Origin of the sequence: Paraburkholderia sp. EB58 (assembly GCF_050436665.1) — a bacterium.
Classification (GTDB): Bacteria; Pseudomonadota; Gammaproteobacteria; order Burkholderiales; family Burkholderiaceae; genus Paraburkholderia.
This window is the reverse complement of sequence record NZ_JBNDMQ010000002.1, coordinates 198,379-218,581: the sequence shown is the minus strand read 5'-3', so window position 1 is coordinate 218,581 and position 20,203 is coordinate 198,379. Positions and strand designations below refer to the sequence as shown.

The 20,203-nt window shown below is 61.8% G+C and carries 18 protein-coding genes, 1 tRNA gene and 1 pseudogene; 10 read left to right on the top strand and 10 right to left on the bottom strand.

Annotated features, from left to right (window positions below; translation table 11 throughout):
- Positions 1-495 precede the first annotated feature (495 nt).
- Positions 496-1,398: a hypothetical protein gene (locus tag P3T40_RS03620; RefSeq protein WP_429266308.1), complete on the top strand. Its 903-nt coding sequence runs from the start codon at positions 496-498 to the stop codon at positions 1,396-1,398.
- Positions 1,399-1,482: 84 nt separating this feature from the next.
- On the opposite strand, the gene P3T40_RS03615 is transcribed toward P3T40_RS03620, so the two are convergent.
- Entirely contained in the window at positions 1,483-4,005 is a 2,523-nt protein-coding gene (locus P3T40_RS03615) for a heavy metal translocating P-type ATPase (RefSeq protein WP_429266307.1), read from the bottom strand.
- A gap of 79 nt (positions 4,006-4,084) precedes the next feature.
- Between P3T40_RS03615 and cadR the strand changes: the two genes are divergently transcribed.
- From cadR to P3T40_RS03590, 5 genes are all read left to right on the top strand, one after another.
- Entirely contained in the window at positions 4,085-4,516 is a 432-nt protein-coding gene (cadR, locus tag P3T40_RS03610; protein ID WP_429266306.1) for a Cd(II)/Pb(II)-responsive transcriptional regulator, read from the top strand.
- A 94-nt stretch (positions 4,517-4,610) separates the two neighbouring features.
- Positions 4,611-4,811 carry a hypothetical protein gene (locus P3T40_RS03605; RefSeq protein ID WP_074301136.1) on the top strand — a complete coding sequence of 67 codons (201 nt, stop codon included), beginning with the start codon at positions 4,611-4,613 and terminating at the stop codon, positions 4,809-4,811.
- Between the two features lie 33 nt (positions 4,812-4,844).
- Positions 4,845-6,245 carry an ATP-dependent RNA helicase DbpA gene (dbpA, locus tag P3T40_RS03600; RefSeq protein WP_429266305.1) on the top strand — a complete coding sequence of 467 codons (1,401 nt, stop codon included), beginning with the start codon at positions 4,845-4,847 and terminating at the stop codon, positions 6,243-6,245.
- A 285-nt stretch (positions 6,246-6,530) separates the two neighbouring features.
- The gene (locus tag P3T40_RS03595) at positions 6,531-7,685 is read left to right on the top strand and encodes a pyridoxal phosphate-dependent aminotransferase (RefSeq protein ID WP_429266304.1); all 1,155 of its coding nucleotides are present in this window, start codon (positions 6,531-6,533) and stop codon (positions 7,683-7,685) included.
- 85 nt (positions 7,686-7,770) lie between these two features.
- Entirely contained in the window at positions 7,771-8,553 is a 783-nt protein-coding gene (locus P3T40_RS03590; protein WP_429266303.1) for an ABC transporter substrate-binding protein, read from the top strand.
- 7 nt (positions 8,554-8,560) lie between these two features.
- Here the strand turns inward: P3T40_RS03590 and P3T40_RS03585 are convergent, their stop codons facing one another.
- The 5 genes and pseudogenes from P3T40_RS03585 to P3T40_RS03565 all read right to left on the bottom strand — a co-directional run bounded on the left by P3T40_RS03585 (position 8,561) and on the right by P3T40_RS03565 (position 13,146).
- Positions 8,561-9,910, bottom strand: a complete 1,350-nt coding sequence (locus P3T40_RS03585) for an FAD-dependent oxidoreductase (RefSeq protein ID WP_429266302.1) — start codon at positions 9,908-9,910, stop codon at positions 8,561-8,563.
- On the bottom strand, positions 9,907-10,566 hold the full coding sequence (locus P3T40_RS03580; protein ID WP_429266301.1) for a PadR family transcriptional regulator: 660 nt from the start codon (positions 10,564-10,566) through the stop codon (positions 9,907-9,909). The genes P3T40_RS03585 and P3T40_RS03580 overlap by 4 nt, the downstream gene beginning before the upstream one ends.
- 80 nt (positions 10,567-10,646) lie before the next feature.
- Complete coding sequence (locus tag P3T40_RS03575; RefSeq protein WP_429266300.1) at positions 10,647-11,162, bottom strand: hypothetical protein; 516 nt, start codon at positions 11,160-11,162, stop codon at positions 10,647-10,649.
- Between the two features lie 120 nt (positions 11,163-11,282).
- A pseudogene (locus P3T40_RS03570) lies at positions 11,283-12,497 on the bottom strand (dicarboxylate/amino acid:cation symporter); the annotation flags it as partial.
- Positions 12,481-13,146: a GntR family transcriptional regulator gene (locus tag P3T40_RS03565; RefSeq protein ID WP_429266600.1), complete on the bottom strand. Its 666-nt coding sequence runs from the start codon at positions 13,144-13,146 to the stop codon at positions 12,481-12,483. The gene P3T40_RS03565 and the pseudogene P3T40_RS03570, both read right to left, overlap by 17 nt.
- A gap of 269 nt (positions 13,147-13,415) precedes the next feature.
- On the opposite strand from P3T40_RS03565, the gene P3T40_RS03560 reads away from it, so the two are divergent.
- Positions 13,416-13,901, top strand: a complete 486-nt coding sequence (locus P3T40_RS03560) for a GNAT family N-acetyltransferase (RefSeq protein WP_429266299.1) — start codon at positions 13,416-13,418, stop codon at positions 13,899-13,901.
- Positions 13,902-14,079: 178 nt separating this feature from the next.
- On the opposite strand, the gene P3T40_RS03555 is transcribed toward P3T40_RS03560, so the two are convergent.
- The 3 genes from P3T40_RS03555 to P3T40_RS03545 all read right to left on the bottom strand — a co-directional run bounded on the left by P3T40_RS03555 (position 14,080) and on the right by P3T40_RS03545 (position 15,195).
- Entirely contained in the window at positions 14,080-14,484 is a 405-nt protein-coding gene (locus P3T40_RS03555; protein WP_429266298.1) for a DUF2471 domain-containing protein, read from the bottom strand.
- Positions 14,485-14,523: 39 nt separating this feature from the next.
- Entirely contained in the window at positions 14,524-14,805 is a 282-nt protein-coding gene (locus P3T40_RS03550) for a hypothetical protein (protein ID WP_429266297.1), read from the bottom strand.
- 314 nt (positions 14,806-15,119) lie between these two features.
- A tRNA-Lys gene (locus P3T40_RS03545) sits at positions 15,120-15,195 on the bottom strand.
- A gap of 202 nt (positions 15,196-15,397) precedes the next feature.
- On the opposite strand from P3T40_RS03545, the gene P3T40_RS03540 reads away from it, so the two are divergent.
- Both P3T40_RS03540 and P3T40_RS03535 read left to right on the top strand, forming a co-directional pair.
- Positions 15,398-15,802 carry a PaaI family thioesterase gene (locus tag P3T40_RS03540; protein ID WP_424067320.1) on the top strand — a complete coding sequence of 135 codons (405 nt, stop codon included), beginning with the start codon at positions 15,398-15,400 and terminating at the stop codon, positions 15,800-15,802.
- Positions 15,803-15,879: 77 nt separating this feature from the next.
- Positions 15,880-16,746, top strand: a complete 867-nt coding sequence (locus P3T40_RS03535; protein WP_429266296.1) for a patatin-like phospholipase family protein — start codon at positions 15,880-15,882, stop codon at positions 16,744-16,746.
- Positions 16,747-16,841: 95 nt separating this feature from the next.
- Here the strand turns inward: P3T40_RS03535 and P3T40_RS03530 are convergent, their stop codons facing one another.
- Positions 16,842-17,855, bottom strand: a complete 1,014-nt coding sequence (locus P3T40_RS03530; RefSeq protein WP_429266295.1) for a D-2-hydroxyacid dehydrogenase family protein — start codon at positions 17,853-17,855, stop codon at positions 16,842-16,844.
- A gap of 378 nt (positions 17,856-18,233) precedes the next feature.
- On the opposite strand from P3T40_RS03530, the gene P3T40_RS03525 reads away from it, so the two are divergent.
- On the top strand, positions 18,234-20,090 hold the full coding sequence (locus P3T40_RS03525; RefSeq protein ID WP_429266294.1) for a phosphoenolpyruvate carboxykinase (GTP): 1,857 nt from the start codon (positions 18,234-18,236) through the stop codon (positions 20,088-20,090).
- Positions 20,091-20,203 lie beyond the last annotated feature (113 nt).

The window sequence follows — 20,203 nt, the reverse complement described above, 5'->3', positions numbered from 1 at the left end:
CGTTGTGCTGGCCCAGTGGCCACGGTCGTGAGAGAGCGCGGCCGGAGCTGTTCATTGTGTTCAGGGTGGGGCGTGCTGTTTCTGAACACGGTGTGCACAGGTGTTCAGGAATTGAGCAGGTGCTGGTCCCCTTCGGTGGACCGCTGTGCGACAGAGTTCTGCATCGGACTTGCGTTCAAATTGATCCACGAGGCAGCAGTGCCCGCGGCCGCAAGGTGGGGTGCAGCACCTCACTCGCCCGTATCGTAAGGACTAAATATATTTCAAGAAGGAGTTGCGCAAGGCGCTGTCAGAGCGTGGCGTTTCCTTTAGTCGAATAGCGGTGTGGGCCCCATCGGCTCCAACCTTGCAGCGAAATCCCGCGCACGAAACCGTTCGGTTTTGGACACCTTCGCGGATTTGCCAGTCGATATCCAACCAGGGCATGATTCCGCGTCTCCGCAGCATTACCGTGCTGCCCTGGATATCGATCATCGCTGCCCTTAAACTATGGAAATGAGTAACCACGAGCGCTTTCATGTCGTGTACGACGGTCCGGCTCTTACAGAGCACCGGATGGATGTGCGCGACCTTGCGCCGGCGCTTGTGGCGTTCGCCGATCTGTTCACGGCCGCAAACAAAGAGATAAATGGCGATGCGGCAGAAGTCCGCGTGCAGGTGAACGCCAGCTTCAAGGCGGGATCGTTCGGAATCGACCTCGTCGCCTCACAGCATCTGCTCTCGCAGATCAAGGACATCTTCGCCGGGAACGGCGCGACGGCGATCTCGAACGGCTGGACCGTCCTGCAGATTGTCGGCTTCACTGGCGGTGGTCTAGCCGGCGGTCTGGTCGGCTTGTTGCGCTTGCTCAAGGGACGACGTCCCGTCAAGATCGAACAGAAGGGCGATGTGGCGACGGTTTGGATGACCCAAACCGAGACTATTGAGGTCGAGCGCGACGTCATTCGGCTGTATCGGAACAGCGTCGTGCGAACCAGCCTCGAAAAGGTCGTCTCGCCGCTGGAACGCGAAGGCATAACCGACTTCGGCGTGGTGGTGAATGGTCAGGTGGTGCTCGATGTTCACGACGATGAAGTCGCTTCGTTCAGCGCAGCGGCGTCCGATGCGGACGCGGAGATCGTTTCCGACACGACCACACGGAAAATGCTGCAGATCGAGTCGTTAGCCTTCAAGGACGGCAACAAGTGGCGTGTGCACGACGGCACCGCTACCTTCCACGCTTCCATTGAAGACAAGGAATTCCTTGCCAAGATCGATGCAGGTGAGCGGTTTGGAAAGGGCGATGTACTCGTCGATTTGCGGCAGGTGCAGAGCATCGTCAACGCGAAGCTCGTCAACGAGTCGATAATCGTCAAGGTGTTGGAACATCGCCAGCCCTTGCAGCAAAGCCTGATTTAGCGGCCCGCTTCCCGCTGTTTGATATTCCCGTCCGCTGACGCTCGCTGCGGTATGGCGCGCGCCTCTCGATTTGCTACGGCATGCTCACTTGCGCAACAGCCTGAGTCCGTTGCCGACCACCATCAAGCTCGCACCTGCATCCGCGAAAACTGCCATCCACATCGTGCCGTAGCCCATCAGCGTGAGCGTCAGGAACACCGCCTTCACGCCGAGTGCCAGCGCGATGTTCTGCACGAGTACCGAATGCGTCGCCTGCGAGAGTCGGATGAAAAGCGGAATCTTGCGCAGGTCGTCGTCCATCAGCGCGACGTCTGCTGTTTCGATCGCGGTGTCGGTACCCATCGCGCCCATCGCGAAGCCGATATCGGCGCGAGCGAGTGCCGGAGCATCGTTGATGCCGTCGCCGACCATCCCTACCGTCGCGCCTTGTGCGGCGAGTCCTTCTACCGCCTTGAGCTTGTCCTCTGGCAACTGGTCGCCGTGAGCCCGATCGATGCCGACCTGCTCAGCAATTGCCGCTGCCGTGTGTGGATTGTCGCCGGTCAGCATGGCCGTCTGCACGCCCAGCTTGTGAAGATCGGCGATGGCGGCGCGGCTGCTGTCTTTCACCGTGTCGGCAACAGCGAACAGGCCCAGCACGCGCTCGGCGTCCATGAGCATGACGACGGTTTTGCCCTGACGTTCGAGCGTTTCGAGCCGTGCTTCGAGGGCTGGCGAACAGCGTCCGAGCTCGTGTACCAGCCGGTGGTTGCCAAGCAGGTACGACATGCCGTCGATCGTGCCGCCGACGCCGCGTCCCAGGATGGCCTGGAACGCTTCGACCGTCGACAGCGCGATGCCGTCCGCCTTGGCCGCACTCGCAATTGCTTGCGACACAGGATGGTCGGATCGGCCTGCCAGGCTGGCGGCGATGCTGCGGCAACGGGTGAGTTCGAGCTCCGCACGCAGTTCGAAGTCCGTCTGAACCGGCTTGCCGTGGGTGATCGTGCCGGTCTTGTCGAGCGCGAGCCACTTCAGCTTGCGGCCGTGCTCAAGGTACGCGCCGCCCTTGATCAGGATGCCGTGGCGGGCGGCGGCCGCGAGGCCACTCACGATCGTCACCGGCGTGGAGATCACCAGCGCGCACGGGCAGGCGATCACCAGCATCACCAGCGCCTTGTAGACCCAGGCATGCCACAAGCCGCCGAACAGCAGCGGCGGTACCACGGCAACGGCTAGCGCGATGGCGAACACGATCGGCGTGTAGACACGGGCGAACTGATCGACGAAGCGATGCGTCGGGGCTTTGGAGCCCTGAGCTTCTTCGACGGCGTGGATGATGCGAGCGAGCGTGGTGTTGCTGGCAGCAGCGGTCACACGATAGTCGAATGAGCCGGCCTGGTTGATCGTGCCGGCGAATACGGCATCGCCCTCGGTCTTGTCGACAGGCAGGCTTTCGCCGGTGATCGGCGCCTGGTTCACGCTCGAGCGGCCGGCGACGATCTCACCGTCGAGGCCAATGCGCTCACCCGGCTTCACGCGCACGATATGGCCGGCAATGACCGACTTGATCTTGACGGCGCGCCAGCTGCCGTCGGGTTGCTGCACGGTGGCCTGCTCGGGCGTCAGTTGCATCAGGCCCTTGATGGCATTGCGGGCGCGGTCGAGCGATTTGGCTTCGATCAGCTCGGCGATCGTGAACAGCACCATCACCATGGCCGCTTCCGGCCATTGGCGCAGGATCAGCGCGCCGGTGACGGCGATGCTCATCAGCGCGTTGATGTTGAGGTTGCCGTTGCGGATCGCGAGCCAGCCTTTTTTGTAGGTGGTGAGGCCGCAGGAGACGACGGCGACAATCGCGAGCGCTGCCGCGAGCCAAGTAGGCGCGCCGAGCCAACTGGCGGCTTCGGAGCCGATAGCTGCCGCGCCTGCCAGCGCGAGCGGCCACCAGGGCTTGTGTGGCGCAGCCGGGGCGCTTGCCAGCGAGGCGGTGGCGTCCGCGAGTTGGGGATCGAAGTCGAGCGAGCGCAGGCTTGCCAGGATCGAACCCAGGGCTTCCGGCGCATGCACGACGGTGAGCACGCGCTGCATCAGGTTGAAGTCGAGACTCCTCACGTACGGCATGCGGCCGAGCTTCTTGCGGATCAGCGCCTCTTCGGTCGGGCAGTCCATCTGCATGATGCGGATCGAGGTCCGCACGTTGTCGCCGATGGTTTCGGGGCCGGCGAGCTTGGCCAGTACGGCTGGGGCGCCGGTGCAGCAGGCGTCGGCGTGATCGTGGCTGTGTGCGTGACCGTGGTCGTGCTTATGGCCATCGCTGTGGTCGTGGCCGTGATGCGCCGAATGATCGTGCCCATCGTCATGGGCATGCCCGCAACCGCCGACGTGGCCGTGTTCTTCTACCGCGGCTTGATCGTGGTCACGCCTATGCCCATCACCGTGCGCATGCCCGCATCCGTCCCCATTGGCCTCGGTCCACTCATGGGCGTGGGAGTGCGCATGCTCACCTGCGACGGCGACGGCTACGTCATGATCATGCGTATCCTTCGAAACCCCCTCCCGGTGGGCGTTCGCGCACGATTCACCGTGCTCGTGACGGTGCGTTTCGGCGGGGCTGGCGTTAGGCATGGTGGCTTCCTGGCTAGATTTGTGGTCTAGTAAACACCTTGAAGCCACTACAAGGTCAAGGACGCAATCGGGAGGCTCCATGAAAATCGGCGAACTCGCGAAGATTGCCCACTGCACCACCGAAACCATTCGCTTTTACGAAAAAGAGGGCCTGTTGCCCGAAGCGGATCGCACCGAAGCGAATTACCGCAGCTACACGGCGCGCCACGTCGAACGGCTGCGTTTCATCCGCAACTGCCGCGCGCTCGACATGACTCACGACGAGATCCGCGCGCTGCTGCGCCTGACCGACGCCCCGGCCGACGGCTGCGGCGCGATCAACGCCCTGATCGACGAGCATATTGCGCACGTCGATACGCGGATCGAGGAACTCAAGCAACTCAAGGCGCAATTGACGACGTTGCGTGAGCAATGCCAGACCGAACAGGCTGTCGAGGATTGCGGCATCGTCCACGGGCTCACCGACATGGAAGTGAGCGCACCTCGTTCCCGGCATACCCATCTGGGTTGAGCGGGCACTGCCCCGTCGAATTTATCGCCCTGCCGCACGTGCGGTAAGCGCTGCAGGGCCGAATCAACAAACGAATCGAAGTTGGAGAAGCAACGTGTTCAAGTGTAGAAACCAGTCCTGCGAAGCGCAGTGGGAGCAGTCGGACGTCGTCATCAAGAACGAGGGCCAAGGGCTCCTGTTCCGCTGTCCGATGTGCGGCGCGCGCAACTACGTCGAACGTTTCGACGCGGACGATGGCTCGGTGGTCTACGAGCAGATTGAAGGCCGTCCGTCCCTTGGCCCCATGGCCGAATAGTCCTTAGCCTTCAGCCGATAGCGAGCCATCCATATGAATAGTCCCACTCAAGCTGGCACGCCGTTCAGCCAGTTGTCGTTGCCGCCTGCCGTGCTCGCCAATCTGACCCAGCTCGGCTATGTCGACATGACGCCGATCCAGGCCGCGAGTCTGCCGGTCGCGCTGGCCGGCCACGATCTGATCGCCCAGGCGAAAACCGGCAGCGGCAAGACCGCGGCGTTTTCGCTCGCGCTGCTGGCCCGCCTCGACGCCCGCAATTTCGACGTTCAGGCAATGGTGCTGTGTCCGACGCGCGAATTGGCCGATCAGGTCACGCAGGAAATCCGCCGTCTCGCGCGCGCCGAACAGAACATCAAGGTGCTGACGCTGTGCGGCGGCACGCCGATGCGTCCGCAGACCGCGAGCCTCGAACAAGGCGCGCATATCGTGGTCGGCACGCCGGGCCGCATCATGGATCACCTCGAGCGCGGCAGCCTCGCGCTCGGCGCGTTGAACACGCTGGTGCTCGACGAAGCCGACCGCATGCTCGATATGGGCTTCTTCGACGATATCGCCACCGTCATCCGTCAATGTCCGAAAGAACGACAGACCCTGCTGTTTTCCGCAACGTATCCGGACGGAATCGGCAAGCTGAGCCAGCAATTCCTGCGCAGTCCGAAGGAAGTGAAACTCGAAGAACGGCACGATAACAGCAAGATCCGTCAACGTTTCTACGAAGTGACGGAAGACGGTCGCCTGCATGCAGTCGGCTTGCTGCTGAACCACTATCGTCCGGTGAGCACGCTGGCCTTCTGCAACACCAAGCAACAGTGCCGCGATCTGCTCGACGTGCTGCGCGCGCAGGGCTTCCATGCGCTGGCACTGCACGGCGAACTCGATCAGCGTGAACGCGATCAGGTGCTGATCCAGTTTGCGAACCGCAGCTGCTCGGTGCTGGTTGCGACCGACGTCGCAGCACGCGGCCTCGATATCGCGCAACTCGAAGCGGTGATCAACGTCGACGTGACACCGGACCCGGAAGTGCACGTGCATCGGATCGGCCGCACGGGCCGCGCCGACCAGGAAGGTTGGGCGCTGAGTCTCGCCAGCATGAACGAGATGGGCCGCGTCGGCAGTCTCGAACAGGCGCAGGGGCGTGAGGTGGAATGGCATCCGTTGTCCGAGCTGACCTCGACCAGCAACGAGCGCCTGCTGCCGCCCATGGAAACGCTGCAGATTCTCGGCGGCCGCAAGGAAAAGATCCGCCCGGGCGACGTGCTTGGCGCGCTGACCGGCGAAGCAGGTTTCGCCGGCTCGCAGATCGGCAAAATCAACGTGACGGAATTCTCGACCTACGTCGCCGTCGAGCGCAGCGTCGCTCGCGACGCGTTGCGCAAGCTCAGCGCCGGCAAGGTGAAGGGCAAGAAGGTGAAAGTCCGTCTGATGGACGAGTAAGCAGCAGGAACGGCTGCGCTCGCACGGGCGCAGCCGCCACGATTCCCCTCGCGTTTTCTGCATGCCCCGGCTTGCTTGCAGCCTCCTCTTTTTCGCCCGATTCTCCCGCGTCCCTTCTGCTTTCGTCCGCCCCACGGGGCCTGGCGCTCGCCATGACGTAAACGCATGCCGCGCATGACAAAGTATCGATTGTGACGGCGCTTTGGCTGATGCCTAATCGTCAAAACCGGCTGGAGCGCATGGGACACGGCGCTCCGCAGCCTCGCCGTCAGATGGAGAACCGTTATGGAGAGCGCCTTGCACGCCCGCTCAAAATTGCCTGATGTGGGCACGACAATCTTTACCGTGATTGGCCAGTTGGCCGCGCAACACGAAGCGTTGAACCTGTCGCAGGGCGCGCCGAATTTCGCACCGGACCCGGCGCTGGTGGAAGGCGTCGCCGCAGCCATGCGCGCGGGACATAACCAGTACGCGCCGATGGCGGGCATCGGTGCGCTGCGCGAAGCGCTTGCCGATAAGGTCGAGACTTTGTATGGCGTGCGTTATGACCCTGCCACCGAAGTCACCGTGATCGCCAGCGCGAGCGAGGGACTGTATTCGACGATCAGCGCGCTCGTGCACCCCGGCGATGAGGTGATCTACTTCGAGCCGTCCTTCGACAGCTACGCTCCAATCGTGCGCCTACAAGGCGCCACGCCGGTTCCGATCAAACTGTCGCTCACCGATTTTCGGGTGAACTGGGACGAGGTCGCCGCGGCGATCACGCCGAAGACACGCATGATCATCATCAACACGCCGCACAATCCAACTGCGACCGTGTTCAGCGAGGCCGACGTCGCGCGCCTGACGGCCGTCACCCGCAACACCGATATCGTGGTGCTGGCCGACGAGGTCTACGAGCACGTGGTGTTCGACGGCGCGAAGCACCAGAGCATGGCGTGCTATCCCGAACTGGCCGAACGCAGCGTGATCGTGTCGTCGTTTGGCAAGTCGTATCATGTGACCGGCTGGCGGGTCGGCTATTGCCTCGCCCCCGCCGAGCTGATGGACGAGATTCGCAAGGTCCATCAGTTCATGGTGTTTTCCGCCGATACGCCCATGCAATACGCGTTCGTCGAGGCGCTCGCCAGGCCGGAAAGCTATCTCGGGCTATCGGCGTTCTATCAGCAGAAACGCGACTTGCTGGCGCATGCGTTGCGCGAGTCGCGCTTCGAACTGTTGCCGAGCGAAGGCACCTTCTTCATGCTCGCGCGCTTTCGTGGCTTCTCTGAGGAAAGCGATAGCGACTTCGTGTTGCGCCTCATTCGAGACGCGCGCGTGGCAACGATTCCGCTCTCGGCGTTTTATACGGACGGCACGGATTCCGGCCTGATTCGCCTCAGTTTTTCTAAGGACGACGCCACGCTGATCGAAGGCGCGCGACGGCTCTGCGACATCTGAGAAGTGCGTGAATCGCGCCGCCGCCATCACCGCGAGCGGCGGATTCAATGCGACATCAAATTCAACGTGAAGAATTAACGAAACGATGAAACTGCTCAAAACCCTGTTGGTGCTGGCATGCGCGCTGGCGTCGGTCCCGGCTCTGGCTGCCGATGCCGGCACGCTGCGCTTCGGTCTCGAAGCGCAATATCCGCCGTTCGAATCGAAAGGGCCGAACGGTGAGTTGCGAGGCCTCGACGTCGACATCGGCAAGGCCGTTTGCGCGACGGCGCACCTGACATGCAAGTGGGTCGAAACCTCGTTCGACGGCCTGATTCCCGCGCTGCAAGGTCGCAAGTTCGATGCGATCAATTCGGCGATGAACGCCACCGAGAAGCGTCGCGAGGCGATCGATTTCACCAACGTGATTTATCGCGTGCCGACGCAGTTGATTGCAAAAACCAACAGTGGTCTCGTGCCGACACCCGAGTCGCTGAAAGGCAAGCGCGTCGGCGTGCTGCAGGCGTCGATCCAGGAAACGTATGCGAAGGCGCATTGGGAAGGAGCGGGCGTGAACGTCGTGTCGTACCAGGATCAGAACCAGATTTACGCGGACCTCGTGTCCGGCCGCCTCGATGCAACACTCTTGCTGGCGCCAGCCGGGCAAACAGCCTTTCTGTCGCGTCCCGACGCCAAGGACTTCTCGTTCGTCGGTCAGCCGGTGCGTGACGACAAGATTCTCGGTAGCGGCATCGCGTTCGGACTTCGCAAGGGCGACACCGCGCTGCGCGATCAGCTGAATGCGGCGATTGCGAAAGTGCAGGCCGACGGCACGGTGAAGACGCTGGCGCAGAAGTATCTGGGCAATATCGACGTCTCGCCGAAGTAGCCCCGTCTCAAGAGTTCTGCGTAGCCTGATCGGCGCTGCGAAATGCGTTTTCGGCGTTGATCAGGCGACGCTTGAGCAAGGGCACGTTGTTCACCACGCGCAGGCCCGTGCGCATCGCGCCGAGCGCCACGCGTCCGACCACCGGACGATGCAGCGCGCCGCGATCGTCGAACTGTTTGCGCGATTCCGCGACCGCGTGGAATCCATAGCGACGCATCTCGGCCTCGTATCCCGCGACGGCATCATGTCCCGACAGCCTGCCGCGTTGAGCGTCACCCAGGCGCGCGGCCAGCAGCGCTGCGTCGCGCAAGGCCGTGTTGGCGCCGACGCCGCGTCCCGGCGTCATCAGGTGTACCGCATCGCCGAGGACAGTCACATTGGTCGTGGGCCACGCGTCGACCGGCAGCGAGGTGCGGACATCGACGCTGAAGGTCGTGCTGGGATCCGACGCACGAATCAGCGCGCGCAGATTGGGATGCCAGCCGTCGGTGATTTCGGTGGCGAGCGCGAGCATGGCCGCTTGTCCAAGCGACTTCGGATTAGCCGGCAAATTGCGCAGCGCGCCCCAGACGCCCCACATCAGATAGTCGCGGCTATTGTCGAACAGCAGACCCGGCCAACGCGCGAGCAGTTCGGCGTCGCCGCTGCCGATGCCTTCCTTCAGGCCATCAGCGCCCCACGGAAATTCCATCACATGCACGATCGCGCCAAAGCCCTTAGGGGCGTTGATCAGCGTGATGCCGTCCAGCACCTTGGGCGGCAGCAGCGCGCGCGATGCGTCGCTCATCGGCACCTTGGCCGCGATGCTGACGATGCCGGTGTCAGCGAGTTGCGCGTGCGGCAGCAGCTGGCGGCGCACCTTCGAGCGCGCACCGTCCGCGCCAACCAGCAGATCGGCGGTGGCGCGCGTGCCGTCGGCGAAATGCGCGGTGACGCTGCCGTCTGCGTTCTGGTCGTAGGCGGTGAAGGTCTTGTCGAAGTGAATCTGCTCCTCTAACCCGGTCAGCAGAACCTGCCGCAAGGTCATGCGGCTCACGGATTTGCCGCCGCTCAGCGCTTCGTCGTCGATCGGCACGCATAGCAACTCGGTCATGCGCTCGGTCAGGATGTTGAAGTGGCCGAGCGTGCGCGCGCAGGTTGCGAGGAAGGTCGCGAACAGATCGAGCGGCAGACATGCCTTCAGCGAAGCGAGCCCCTGCTCGTTGATGCCGACGCGATAGCCTTGCAGACCGTCGACGCGGCTGCGATCGCGCTCGTAGACGGCGACGTTGATGCCTGCCTGCTTCAGCCCATGCGCGAGACACAGGCCGCCGGTGCCGGCGCCGATGATGATGACGTTCAAGGGTTCGCGGCTCATGCCTGGGTCTCCTTCCTGACAGAGGGTTTGACTTGCCTGTAGGTGGTGGCGTCGACGGGAAGCGCGAAGCGTTGGGCGATCTCGTCGAGCCACTCCGGGCTCCATGTCAGCGTGCCGGACTTCAGATCCGCCACCACGCTGCGTACCCAGTCCAATTCCGCGGTTATCTGTGCGCGCACCAGTTCGCTTTCCAGCAGGAACAGGCGCGGCACCTGGATGGCGTGGGCTTCCTCGTTGATGGCGTCCATACGGACCAGTTCGCGCTCGAGCGCGCCGACGCGGACTTCGAGTTGGCGGCGTACGTCGTCAGGAGAGAGCAGCGGCAGGAAAGACAGCGCCGCCGGAAAGGCCGGGAATTCACGTGCGGGCTCGGCGAGCTGCTCGCGCAGCCAGAGGCGGGCGGTGTCGCGGCCGGCTTCGGTGATTTCGTAGACCGTGCGCTCGGGAAAGGCCCCGTCGCGCTCGGTTTCGCGGATGGCGATCAGGTCGCCGCGCAGCAGGCGGTCGATGGTCTGGTACAGGCTGTTGCGCTGGCCGACGTTGATGACCTCGTCCTTACCGCGCGCCTTGATGAGCTGTTGCATCCGGTAGGGATGCATCGGGGCTTCGGTGAGCATCGCGAGGACGGCGAGCGCGAGCGGGGAGTGGCGAACCATGAGCTATGACTAGTGTGATTGTGTCTAGTCATAATATAACTATTGAGATAGGGTTGGCAAGCGCTCCCCGCCGTCGCTCGTCATTGTTCGTCTGTTGAGTCGCCGTGGTAGAAGACCATCCAGTCGCCAAAGAACTGCCCGTCGTACGGAATGGTGCTATTCACAATATCGATGACGACTTCGTCCTGCAGACCGATCACGGCGTCTTCCGTTTCCTCCGCGCTCGGATCAGGAAAGAACAGGCGCGAGGTCGCTGGATCCGCGAAGCGCAGATAAAGGTGGGCGGCGTACGCAGTCCTGACATGACACAGTGGACCAATGGCGGGGCCAGGATAGCCTAGGCCATCAAGCGGAGTATCGAGTTGATTACGCCCGTGCAGCAGCCCTAGATAGAGCCCGTGGGGTGCATCTTTCATCGCGCCGTAAAGCGGCAGCGCGCGATCATCGCGACAGAAGAAATGCACCTGCTCGACCAAAGGATTCGTGTCCAGCAGGGGAGTAACACGAGGCGGCGTGGCGGCGAGGTCACCTTGCAACGCAGCGTGCGCGCCGCGCGGCGAGCTTGCGTCAGGTAGTCGAAGAAAAAAGGAAGCCATGGAAGTCTCGCGTTAAAGCGTTCGTGGTCAGGCGCGATTGTCCAAACGCGTCGAGGTTGAAAACTCACCCGCCGTCTGAACGTCGCCTCGCCCCGCCTCTCTACCGTCGACGTATCCATCCTGATCCAACTGCGGTTGGTCTACGCCAGATATTCGCGTCGCGACGACGGTCGCAACCGTGCTGCCGTACACATTCAGAGCCGTTCGACCCATGTCGAAGAATGCGTCGAGCCCGAGGATCAACACGACAGCCTCGACCGGCAGACCGACTGCTGACAAGACGATCGTGATCGCCACGATCGCGCCGGACGGAACGTTGGCGGCGCCATCAATCGTGATGATCGTCAAGACGACGACCGTCAGCATCAGCGGCCGTGTCCACGCCAGGTGATAGGCGTCCGCCAGGTAGCCCACTGCCAGAGCGGTATAGAGAACGGCCCCGTCGCGGTTGAATATGTAGGACAACGGCAGAATGGTCGACGCGACGGAGGGCGGTACGCCGATATCCGTCAGTTTCTTGAGATGAACCGGAAACGTGATTTCCGATGAGCGTGTGGTGAAGGCGAGAATCAGCGGCTCACTCACGTGTTTGATGAGTGCGATGGGCGATTGACCGCTTAACCTGACAATCACGCCAAGTATCACGGCGAGAATGGCCATGCCGAGATAGGCAACGCCCAACAGCTTGATCAGCGGCGCGATACCAGCCAGTCCCTTTGACGCAAGCAACGTCGCCATGCCGGCGAAAATCGCAAGCGGCGATAGCGCCACGATCCACTGCGTCATTTTGAACAGGGCGCCAAGCATGGAGTCGAGTACCGCAATGAGGGGCATGGCCCGCTCCTCTATCGCGGATAACGCCGAGCCCAGCAGGACACCGAAGACCAGGATCGGCAACGCGTTTCCGGCCGCCAGCGCCCCGACGATATTAGCCGGCACCAGGTCGACGACGAACTGCGTCCAGTCGAGGCCGCTAGCCAGATTCGAAGGCATGGCGGCAGTATGAGTGAGACCCGCCCCGAGGCCCGGCCTGAAGACCATGTTCAGCCCAAGACCGAGAACACTTGAAACCACGGTCATCACCAGAAAGAATCCAATGCTCAGAATGGCGGTTTTGCCCAGACGCCCGCGCTCCACGCCCATCTTGAACACACCGACGGTGACGGACAACAGGATCAGCGGCATGACGACCATCTTGATCGCATGACCAAAAATGGTGACGACGAACGCCAGCTTGCTGCCTACGCCCGGAACGAGAATTCCGGTCAGTACCCCCAGCACCAGCGCAATCAGCATTTGCGCCGGAACGGAGATCCTTTTAGTTCGAAGATTCATGTTGGCCTCGGATGATCTGGATTCGCGCGTCGGTCCCATCCACAATGTGATTCCACATATGACGTCGTGCTTCTTCCGGCTCTTTAGCCGCGATTGCCGCATAAATGTTCAGGTGCTCTAACGTCCCCCGGCGGACGGTGGCGGCATCGCTGCGAGGCAATTCGTTTAGCGCCAGACCTGTTTGCGCCCGTAGCCCTGTATAGGTCGTGAACAATCTCTCGTTTCGCGAAGCAGCAAAGAGCTCGTGATGGAACACCCAGCCGATCCGCTGCTCCTGCATCAGGTCAATCGCATCGGTATTGATGATTTGCTGCAACTGGTCGATCGCCTGGATCATCCCATCGGTCGCGCCGTTGATCGCAGCAAGGTAAGCCGCCGTGCTTTCCAAGGCGAGACGCACCTCGAAGATTTCACGCAGATCGTTCGTATTCGGCGCGGCGACGTAGGTGCCTTTTCTCGGAACTACCTTCACCAATCCCTCGACGACCAGACGCTGTATGGCAGAACGCACAGGCGTGTGCCCGAGCATCAGTTCGTCGGCGATGCTTCGCGGCGACACAGGCTGATCGGGCGCGAGTCGGCCATCCAGAATGCGCGAGCGGATCTGGGCGTACGCGGCCTGCGTATCGGATGGAGCGTCCTCGAGCATCTGAGATCTCAGTAGACTTGCATGAATGACAAATTTGAGACGAACCAAGCGTAACGTATGACGTGCGCGAGCGAACCTGTCAGCCCTGACAGGATGATGGTCCGATGCGCGACTTGCGAAGTTTGTTAGGCGGTATTGCGCTGTTCGGGCGGACCCGGTAAGTTGGCTCGGGTTACTACGTTCGATGCCACGGGCGAAATTTTCGCTGTGCTTCTACTGGCTATCGGTCACTCAACCGCTCGACATTGCAGCGCGGATACCTTCGAATCATGTCCCAGCACCGCACGCTTTTCACGGTTTGTTCCGTTCCGGTTGAACGGGTTTATCCGCTACGCACCGCTGTCTTATTGGAGGGGCGTTCCGATTCTTGCCGCCTTCGCGGAGACGATGAGCCGTCGACCTTGCACCTTGCGGTTTATCAGAATGAGCGGATCGTCGCGGTGGCAAGCGTATGCCGTGAGGCCTTAAGCGGTTCGGTTAGCGACGCCGAATGGCGGTTGCGCGGCATTGCAGTAGAGGAAGGGTTGAGGGGATATGGACTTGGCCGGCTGCTGGTCAAGCTGTGTCTCGATCACGTTCAAAAGGAAGGAGGACGACTGGCCTGGTGTACGGCCAGGGAGTCCGCTCGGAAGTTCTACGAACTGCTGGACTTTGTTTCGTTCACACCGCCGTTCACGTTGCCGTCGCGGGGTGATGTTCGGTTTTACGAAATGCACCATATACTGCCTGGTGGGCATGGGTCGGATGTTGATTGATTCGGGTTCCTTAGTTTTTTGGTGTGGCCTGGTGATGTCAGGTGGCAGTGCGCTTAAGCACTTCGTGAGCAAGTTCGCGCTGGTTGACGACTGGGCGCGAGTATTTTTCTGGGTGGCATTCGCCACCCAGAAAAATCAATTCAATTGCGGCCTGGTTCGGTGAATCCCCGTTTTATTCTTAGTCCGACATTTCGGTACTGGTCGCGTTGGACTGCACTAACTCTCGTACGATCAGATAAACCGCGGGCAGGTCGTCATCGTCGCGCCGCCAGTCAACGGGTTCGTCAAGATCACCCCCACACAGGCGGCTGTCGCCAAACCTGGCGAACATTGTGCGCACGTTCTCTTTGTGCCGAGCCCGGAAACCTTGATTCTCGAACACCAGTTCGTCGATTGTCTGCAGCGTGCGCCAGGTCGGCGACCCGGACCCGCTTGGGTACGCGCGCCGCCCACTGCTGATATGACGTTTGGCGACCGTGACGATGACCTGCTGGAGATCAAGCGAGGCGCTTCGTAAGTCACGTTCGAGCGCGACCTGGTTGACGTTACCGGTTTCTGATTCGAGAGCGGTGGCATTGAGCATGGTTTTGTTTTTCGTCAAAGGACTGGGCAACGGATCGCGTCAAAGGTGACGCTTTAACGGCGTCTCGCCACGCTGCGCGAGCAACTGACGGATCTGGGCAAGGTAGCTATCGCCGACGGTGCAGTCTTCAACAGGTCGGCTCCGCTGATGGGGCGCCGGCGGGCGCACGCCCAGATAGCGACACACCGCGGACAGGTACGGCTTGCCGTGGCCTCCCAGATGCCGCGCGGCATTTGCCACGCGCACGTCCCCAACGTGCTTGCACAACCAGGCAAGCGTTTCGCTGTCATCGTCGTTCAAGATGCGTATGAGGTGGTTCATGGTTGACCTCTGTATAAACATACACCTGTAAATTTATACAGTATTTTGCCTGGATGCAAGGGGAATGGAGATTTGACGGATAGGGAGCGAAGGAGGGTGCGGTACGGCGAACGGGACGTGGAACGGAGGGGAACAAACGCGGGCACACGCACGCGAGGGAGCTCGCGACGCTTCTTGAACGCTTGCAGTCGATCACTCAGGCGGGAAATGAACGATCATAGGCGTTCAAGGAGAGCGACTTGCCGCAGCGCTTATGCGAGCCGCACAAAGCAAAAAGGCCGGTCAGCTCTCGCTAGACCGGCCTTTCAATTCTTTGGTGGGGCGTGAGTGACTCGAACACTCGACCTACGGATTAAGAGTCCGCTGCTCTACCAACTGAGCTAACGCCCCCAACAGACTGCGAATTATGCAGAAGTTTTTTTGACTTGCCTAGTCCCCTTTAGCAGATTTCTTAAAAAAATTTGCAGCGCCTTGGCGGCACGCCCTCAGGCAGTCCCCTGAGGGTCCCAAAAACGCGCAATTTCTACCGTGCCGGTATCATGTCGCCACACCATGCCGCGAGACGTCTCAAGCGGCTTACCGGGGACAAACGATGGATGACAAAGCGATAGGTGAACTGCTCGACCGCGTGCTGGCGCCGTGGGTGCGCACGCTTGCCCTGACCCCGGTGAAGGTCGACGAGGAGAGCGCCACCATGCGACTGCCGTTTTCCGGCGAGCTGCGTCACTCGGGTGGCGTGATCTGCGGCCAGGTCTTCATGGCGGCGGCCGACACTGCGATGATCGTCGCCATTTCCGCGGCACTCGATGGCTTCAAGCCCATGACCACGGTGTCCCTGAACATCAACTTCATGCGTGCGGTGCGCAAAGGCGACGTGCTGATCACCGCCCGCGTTCTGCGCATGGGCCGCAATCTGGTGTTCGGCGAAGTCGAACTGTTCGACGAGGACGGCAAGATGGCCGTCCACGCCACCACCACTTACGCACTGCTCTCGTAAGCATTGCGCAAGAGTTGCACGAATCGCGCGAGACGCCGCCCAGCGGCGCCGCGTGTCGCATTCCAAGGGAAGGAACAATGTTCGATCAGGTCGTATTCGCGGGCGGCGGCAATCGCTGCTGGTGGCAGGCGGGATTCTGGGACGTCGTGCAGCCGGAGCTAAAAATCCGGCCGCGCGTGATCACCGGCATTTCGGCGGGTGCAGCCACCGCGTGCATGCTGTACACGAACAATTCCGACTCGGTTATGCGCTATTACGAAGAGGCACTGCGCCACAACACCAAAAACGCCTACTGGGGCAATCTGCTGCGCGGCGAGTCGGTGTTTCCTCACTATCGGATTTACCGCAAGGCACTGCTCGACATCTACGGCGACAGGTTTGCGACCCTCGCGCAGGCGCCGGAGATCCGTATCGGCGTGTCGCATCTGCCGCGCTGGCTTGGCGCCCGCAGCGCGGTTGCGGCGGGCTTGATCGCATACAACATCGAAAAGTACGTGCGCAAGACGCTGCATCCGACGCTGGGTCAAACGCTCGGCTTCCATCCGGAATTTGTACGGGCGCAGGATTGCGCCACGGTCGAGGATCTCGCGGACCTGATCCTGCAGTCGTCCTCAACGCCGCCGTTCACGCCGGTCTTGCGGCGCAATGGCCGGCCCGTGCTGGATGGCGGGATGGTCGACAACGTGCCGGTCGGCGCGCTCGATGAAACGCCCGGCAACGTCCTCGTGATGGTCACGCGTCTCTATCCGCGACCGCAGATGTTCGTCGTGCCGCATGGCGCGCAGCAACGTCTGTATGTGCAGCCATCGCGCAAGGTGCCGATTTCGAGCTGGGATTACACGAGTCCGTCGCAGATGCAGCACGCTTATAACCTCGGCCGCGCTGACGGTGAGCAGTTCCTGCAACGCGTACCCCAGTTGCTTGAACTGGCCGTACACCACTGACGGCGAAGGCGCGCCGCGCGCGGCGCCTCCACCTTCGCTCCTCATCGAGCCGGAGGCCTGAGCGACTCTAACCCAGGCGCTAACCCAAGCAGCCGCTACCGCCGGCGCCCACCCTGCAGCGCCTCCGGATTCGCCACGCTCGACGTATCGCCGGCGTCAAACGCCAGAATATTCTTGAACGCCGCGGTGAAATACAGTTCGTAGCTCTCCCGCTCCACGTAGCCGATGTGCGGCGTGCAGATCACGTTTTCCATGCGTAGCAGGCTGTAGCCCTGCAAAATCGGCTCGCTTTCATAGACGTCGATCGCGACCATCCCCGGACGGTTGCGCGCCAGCGCATTCACCAGTGCGTTTTCTTCCAGCAGTTCGGCCCGGCTCGTATTCACGAGCAGCGCGGTGGGCTTCATCCGCAGCAGGTCTTCCTGCTTGACGATGCCGCGCGTGTCGTCGTGCAGGCGTAGATGCAAGGACAGCACGTCACTCTGCTCGAACAGCGCTTCGCGGCTCTCGGCCACGTCGTAACCGTCGGCGCGCGCTGCTTCGAGCGTACTGCCGCGTCCCCAGACCAGTACGTCCATGCCGAACGCCTTGCCATACCCCGCCACGAGGCGCCCGATCTTGCCGTAGCCCCAGATACCCAGGGTTTGACCGCGCAGTACCTGGCCCAAGCCGAAGTTCGGCGGCAGCGCCGACGTCTTCAACCCCGACTGCTGCCAGGCCCCTTGCTTAAGGTTTGCTACGTATTGCGGGATACGCCGCTGCGCCGCCATGATGAGTGACCAGGTCAACTCCGCTGGCGCGATCGGCGAGCCACTGCCCTCAAGTACGGCAATGCCACGCTCGGTACAGGCGGCCAGGTCGATATGGCCCGCGACCTTGCCGGTTTGGCTGATCATACGCAGATGCGGGAGTTTATCGAGCAGTTGGGAGCTGATGCGGGTGCGTTCGCGGATGAGCACCAGGGCATCGACTTCCGACAGGCGGCTTGCCAGTTGACCGAGGCCACGGACGGTGTTGTTGAACACCTTGACGTCCTGGTCGGCGAGCAGCTGAAAACAGTCGAGCTTGCGGACGGCGTCCTGGTAATCGTCGAGGATGGCAATCTTCATAGTATTGGTGTTTTGCGACGCACCATGAGGGTGCGGAACGGAGTGTTAGGCTTGCTATCCCAACATGTGAGGTAAAGCACACGCTGGTTTGGATGGATGCCTTATCGTAGAACGTGCCGCACAGATGGCATGACGACGCAGAAGGCAAGAGTTGAGAACGTTTTTAACAGTTTGTTGCCATCCGATGCAAGCCGCTTTACAGACGGTTGCAGAGGGCCGCTGACGGAAGGCATTGGGCAACAGGCTGTGTGGCCCATCACGACCTGCACAATCGTGCGCCAGACAAGCCTGGCGCGACTGGATCGACGCTTCTCGCAGCAGCGTCGTTGGGCTCGTACCGTTTTTCTTTTTGCTTACAAACGAAACGGAGACAGCTCGATGAATCATCCCGCCTTTGCAGGACTTTCCGCCATTGAGGCTCCCGCCTGGGTCAAAAACCGCAAGCTGATCGACTGGGTCGAACGCATCGCTGCGTTGACCAAGCCCGATCAGATTGTCTGGTGCGACGGCTCAGAGGAAGAATACGATCGGCTCTGTGCCCAGATGGTCGCCGCCGGTACGCTGAGAAAACTCAATCCGGCGAAACGTCCGAACTCCTATCTCGCCTGGTCCGATCCGTCGGACGTCGCGCGCGTCGAAGACCGAACGTTTATCTGCTCGCAGCGTCGCGAAGATGCGGGGCCGACTAACAACTGGATTGCACCGGCGGAGATGCGCACGACGCTCGACGGCCTGTTCGAAGGCGCCATGCGTGGCCGTACGATGTACGTCGTGCCGTTCTCGATGGGCCCGCTCGGCTCGCCGATCGCACATATCGGCGTCGAATTGAGCGACAGCCCGTACGTCGTCACCAACATGCGCATCATGACGCGCATGGGCCGCAAGGTGTACGACGTGCTGGGTCCGGACGGCGACTTCGTGCCGTGCGTCCATTCGGTGGGCGCACCGCTTGCCGCTGGTGCGCAGGACGTGCCGTGGCCGTGCAACGACACCAAATACATCGTCCATTTCCCTGAGCAGCGTGAGATCTGGAGCTACGGTTCGGGCTATGGTGGCAACGCCCTGCTCGGCAAGAAGTGCTTCGCGCTGCGGATCGCCTCCACGATGGGCCGCGCCGAAGGGTGGCTCGCCGAGCACATGCTGATTCTCGGCGTCACCTCGCCGGAAGGGCGCAAGCATCACGTGGCGGCGGCGTTTCCGTCGGCGTGCGGCAAGACCAACTTCGCCATGCTGATTCCGCCGGAGAAGCTGAACGGCTGGAAGATCTCGACCATCGGCGACGACATCGCGTGGATCAAGCCTGGCAAGGACGGCCGTCTCCACGCGATCAATCCGGAGGCCGGCTACTTCGGCGTCGCGCCCGGCACCAGCGAGAAGACCAACTTCAACGCGATGGCGACGCTCAAGGAAAACGTCATCTTCACCAACGTCGCCCTGACCGACGACGGCGATGTCTGGTGGGAAGGCATGACCGACGAGGCGCCCGCCCATCTGACCGACTGGCAAGGCAAGGACTGGACGCCAGCGATCGCGAAGGAAACTGGCCGCAAGGCGGCCCATCCGAATGCGCGCTTCACGGCGCCGGCCTCGCAATGTCCGTCTATCGACGCGGAGTGGGAGAACCCGGCCGGCGTGCCGATCGATGCGTTTATCTTCGGCGGCCGTCGTTCGACCACCGTGCCGCTCGTTACGGAAGCGCGCAACTGGGTCGAAGGCGTATACATGGCCGCGACCATGGGGTCAGAGACCACGGCCGCTGCCGCCGGCCAGCAAGGTGTGGTGCGCCGTGACCCGTTCGCCATGCTGCCGTTCTGTGGCTACAACATGAGCGATTACTTCGCGCATTGGCTGAAAACCGGCGAGCGGCTCGAGCAACTGAGCGCGAAGCTGCCGAAGATCTTTTGCGTGAACTGGTTCCGCAAGGGCGCGGACGGCAAGTTCGTCTGGCCGGGCTTTGGCGAAAACATGCGCGTGTTGAGCTGGATGGTCGGTCGCATCGAAGGCGCGGCGCAAGGTGAGGAACATGCGTTCGGCGTCTCGCCGCATTACGAGGATATCGACTGGCGCGGTCTCGATTTCACCAAGGCGCAGTTCGAAACGGTGATCTCGGTCGACCACGCGGCGTGGCGCGCAGAGCTTGCCTTACACGCGGAACTCTTCGACACACTGCAGCAAAACCTGCCGCCGGCTTTGCGCGAGACCAAAACAGCGCTTGAAGAGAGGCTAACCGCCTGATCATGTGAGTGCTCACTCCGCTATACGAGACCGCCTTCGGGCGGTCTTTCATTTTCCGCAGCTCGCTGAGCGTTTTTGACGCGCTTTCAGCGCCGCAGAGGCATCGCTCTCTG

What these genes read in the sequence shown, in the direction of transcription:
- P3T40_RS03620 (WP_429266308.1), top strand. Translation starts at nt 496, where the DNA reads ATGAGTAACCACGAGCGCTTTCATGTCGTGTACGACGGTCCGGCTCTT.
- P3T40_RS03615 (WP_429266307.1), bottom strand. Translation starts at nt 4,005, where the DNA reads ATGCCTAACGCCAGCCCCGCCGAAACGCACCGTCACGAGCACGGTGAA.
- cadR (WP_429266306.1), top strand. Translation starts at nt 4,085, where the DNA reads ATGAAAATCGGCGAACTCGCGAAGATTGCCCACTGCACCACCGAAACC.
- dbpA (WP_429266305.1), top strand. Translation starts at nt 4,845, where the DNA reads ATGAATAGTCCCACTCAAGCTGGCACGCCGTTCAGCCAGTTGTCGTTG.
- P3T40_RS03595 (WP_429266304.1), top strand. Translation starts at nt 6,531, where the DNA reads ATGGAGAGCGCCTTGCACGCCCGCTCAAAATTGCCTGATGTGGGCACG.
- P3T40_RS03590 (WP_429266303.1), top strand. Translation starts at nt 7,771, where the DNA reads ATGAAACTGCTCAAAACCCTGTTGGTGCTGGCATGCGCGCTGGCGTCG.
- P3T40_RS03585 (WP_429266302.1), bottom strand. Translation starts at nt 9,910, where the DNA reads ATGAGCCGCGAACCCTTGAACGTCATCATCATCGGCGCCGGCACCGGC.
- P3T40_RS03580 (WP_429266301.1), bottom strand. Translation starts at nt 10,566, where the DNA reads ATGGTTCGCCACTCCCCGCTCGCGCTCGCCGTCCTCGCGATGCTCACC.
- P3T40_RS03575 (WP_429266300.1), bottom strand. Translation starts at nt 11,162, where the DNA reads ATGGCTTCCTTTTTTCTTCGACTACCTGACGCAAGCTCGCCGCGCGGC.
- P3T40_RS03565 (WP_429266600.1), bottom strand. Translation starts at nt 13,146, where the DNA reads ATGCTCGAGGACGCTCCATCCGATACGCAGGCCGCGTACGCCCAGATC.
- P3T40_RS03560 (WP_429266299.1), top strand. Translation starts at nt 13,416, where the DNA reads ATGTCCCAGCACCGCACGCTTTTCACGGTTTGTTCCGTTCCGGTTGAA.
- P3T40_RS03555 (WP_429266298.1), bottom strand. Translation starts at nt 14,484, where the DNA reads ATGCTCAATGCCACCGCTCTCGAATCAGAAACCGGTAACGTCAACCAG.
- P3T40_RS03550 (WP_429266297.1), bottom strand. Translation starts at nt 14,805, where the DNA reads ATGAACCACCTCATACGCATCTTGAACGACGATGACAGCGAAACGCTT.
- P3T40_RS03540 (WP_424067320.1), top strand. Translation starts at nt 15,398, where the DNA reads ATGGATGACAAAGCGATAGGTGAACTGCTCGACCGCGTGCTGGCGCCG.
- P3T40_RS03535 (WP_429266296.1), top strand. Translation starts at nt 15,880, where the DNA reads ATGTTCGATCAGGTCGTATTCGCGGGCGGCGGCAATCGCTGCTGGTGG.
- P3T40_RS03530 (WP_429266295.1), bottom strand. Translation starts at nt 17,855, where the DNA reads ATGAAGATTGCCATCCTCGACGATTACCAGGACGCCGTCCGCAAGCTC.
- P3T40_RS03525 (WP_429266294.1), top strand. Translation starts at nt 18,234, where the DNA reads ATGAATCATCCCGCCTTTGCAGGACTTTCCGCCATTGAGGCTCCCGCC.